The organism is Treponema sp. (assembly GCF_045657965.1).
Lineage (GTDB): Bacteria > Spirochaetota > Spirochaetia > Treponematales > Treponemataceae > Treponema_D.
In genome coordinates this window covers 1-2,291 of sequence record NZ_JAZOUG010000278.1, presented here as the reverse complement: position 1 = coordinate 2,291, position 2,291 = coordinate 1, and the positions used below count along the sequence as shown (strand labels likewise).

Genomic DNA, 2,291 nt, shown 5'->3' with positions numbered 1-2,291 from the left:
ATTGATGAAAAAATCAAAATAGGTAATGATATCTCAATTCAGATTATTGGAATTTCAGGTGATCAGGTAAAAATCGGTGTGGATGCTCCAAAAACTGTAAAAGTCTTTCGTCAGGAAGTTTATGACGACATTCAGAGACAGAACCGGGAAGCAGCTCTGGGGTCAACAGCATTGGATGCGCTTGCAAATCTTTTGAGCTAATTTGAGTTTTCCAGTTTTATTTCTGCCTCAGACTTTCTGAGGTATACAGGGCCATCGTAATCAGCGAGAGGCTCTTTTTTTTGTTCAATCATTTCTTCTGCGATTGTAAAAAGGGATTCCGTACAAAGCGGCTGTGAAGGAAAGACTGTAATATTAAAGGAAGCATTAAGTTTTTTAAGTTCATCTGTAAAAATAACGGCATCAGGACCGCACAGAAGAATTTTTTTGTCAGTGTTAAGCTTTTCTGCTACTTTTTCTGCTGTAGTATCAGCTGCTTCCACTATAGCTTTTCCGTTTTCATATATTGCTGCAAAGAACTGGTCTTTTTTGGCATCAATAACGCTTACTACTTTGCCTTCGAAAGAAGAAAAAGGAAATGCATAAGCATCAAGACTTGGAATACCGTAAACAGGAATGTTATGTGCAAGTTCAATTGCTTTGAGTGCAGAAAAAGCAAGACGAAGACCTGTGAATGTTCCGGGACCTGAAGTAAGGGCTGTGTAATCTAATTCCGAAGAATTTAATTCAACCTGTGAAAGAACATAGTCAACTGCAGGTAAAAGTTTCTGAGACTGTTTCTGTCCCATATCAAGAACAAGAGATGCTTTTATATCACCGTTTTTTGCGGCGACTGTCATACATGATGCTGATGAATCTATAACAAGTGCTTTCATATTTTTAATTTATTTCACCATAAGGCCAGTTTTCAAGAGTGATTTCTCTCTCTGTTGTTCCTTCAACTGGAACTATTTTTAGTATTATTGTTTTTTTTGGAAGTTCGTCAATTACTTTTTCACTCCATTCGATAAGGGAAACCCCATTGCCGTAAATAAAATCTTCTACGCCTAAATTTATAAAGTCTTCGCCGCCATCCAGTCTGTAAACATCCATGTGATAGAGGGGCATTTTGCCTTCATATTCAGAAATTAAACAGAAAGTAGGACTGGTAATTTCTTCAGTTATACCAAGCGATTGTGCTATTCCTTTTGTGATTGTCGTTTTTCCTGCAGCTAAGGTCCCCTGCATTGCAATTATGTCACCTTTTTTAAGAAAATTACCTATTTTTTTTCCAAGGTCAATTGTTTCTTCAGCAGAAAATGTATGAAATTTTAAGGACATGGTAATTTGCCTTCGTTGTCTAAATTTAGGATAAATGTTTTTATAGCCGATTTTATTGGAATAATAGGATAATCAATATCTTCACCAGGTGCAATATCAACGTATAACATTTTATCCCCAAGAGGACCTGTTTCTATTGTAAAAGAGATTTTAATATCCAATATTTTTGAGAGAAGCTGAATTCTAGCTACAGCCGCATAATTTCTGCGGTAGTAAATGAAACTGGGATCTGGTGCTATCTGATTAAGTTCTAAAACCTGCATATCTTAAAATAACCTATACAAAAAAATACGTCAAGAAGTTTATTCGTCATATTTGCTAACCATTGCATTAATTCTGTTAACAACTTTTGGTTCAATTTTTATAAACCTTATATGAAGAATGAAAATTCCATCGCTTCGTTTTGTAGTTCGTACGATTGTACCAACTGCACTGTCTGTCTGTTTTTTATTAAAAGGACCTTCAATATAAATATACTGGTCTGCTTTTATTGGCAATGTAGAAACTAAGCGGCATCCGCCAGTTGAAATATCTTCCAGAACACCTTCATATGCTTTTTCAGCAGGGAAATATTGAATAGATTCCTTTTTGGTTCCTTTTCCTTCAACTGTAATTTTTACAGAATGAAACTGACACTGCAAATTTAATTCTGTTCGTTCCTGTTCTCGTTTTTGAAGGGTTGCAACTTTATCTGAGTGAACGATAATCATTTGAGTTTCATTTTCTTTACCTGTTTGATATCGAACCAGCCGTGATTCAAGATTGTATGGAGTGCCGTCATCAAGTTCAAAAATGAAATTTACTTTTTCCAGAGGCTTCGGTAAATCATCTTTTTTTAACATTGGCGGGACAGAAAGAATTAATGCATCATGTGTATTTTCAACTAACTGAAGTTTATAGTGAAAGCCTTTTTCTACAGTAAATGTGAAAACTGTGTTTGGTGCTATAAATTTTGAATGTTTTAATACATC

Annotated in this window: 5 protein-coding genes; 1 reads left to right on the top strand and 4 read right to left on the bottom strand. The window is 35.2% G+C overall.

The features are described from left to right. Nucleotides 1–201 (top strand): carbon storage regulator CsrA (csrA, locus tag ACKI5B_RS10590; RefSeq protein WP_407428544.1); only part of this gene is annotated, 201 nt, incomplete at its 5' end. Here csrA and tsaB read toward each other — a convergent pair. The 4 genes from tsaB to ACKI5B_RS10570 form a co-directional block, all read right to left on the bottom strand. Next, nucleotides 198–875 (bottom strand): tRNA (adenosine(37)-N6)-threonylcarbamoyltransferase complex dimerization subunit type 1 TsaB, encoded by a 678-nt coding sequence (gene tsaB, locus ACKI5B_RS10585; protein WP_407428542.1) that lies wholly within the window; start codon nt 873–875, stop codon nt 198–200. The genes csrA and tsaB overlap by 4 nt on opposite strands. A 4-nt stretch (nt 876–879) precedes the next feature. Next, a complete protein-coding gene (tsaE, locus tag ACKI5B_RS10580) occupies nt 880–1,320 on the bottom strand; it encodes a tRNA (adenosine(37)-N6)-threonylcarbamoyltransferase complex ATPase subunit type 1 TsaE (protein WP_407428540.1) in 441 nt (146 codons plus the stop codon). Then, nucleotides 1,311–1,583, bottom strand: coding sequence for a hypothetical protein (locus ACKI5B_RS10575; protein ID WP_407428538.1), 273 nt, complete (start codon nt 1,581–1,583; stop codon nt 1,311–1,313). The genes tsaE and ACKI5B_RS10575 overlap by 10 nt, the downstream gene beginning before the upstream one ends. Nucleotides 1,584–1,622: 39 nt before the next feature. Then, the coding region (locus ACKI5B_RS10570; protein ID WP_407428536.1) for a PilZ domain-containing protein at nt 1,623–2,291 on the bottom strand (669 nt) is incomplete at its 5' end.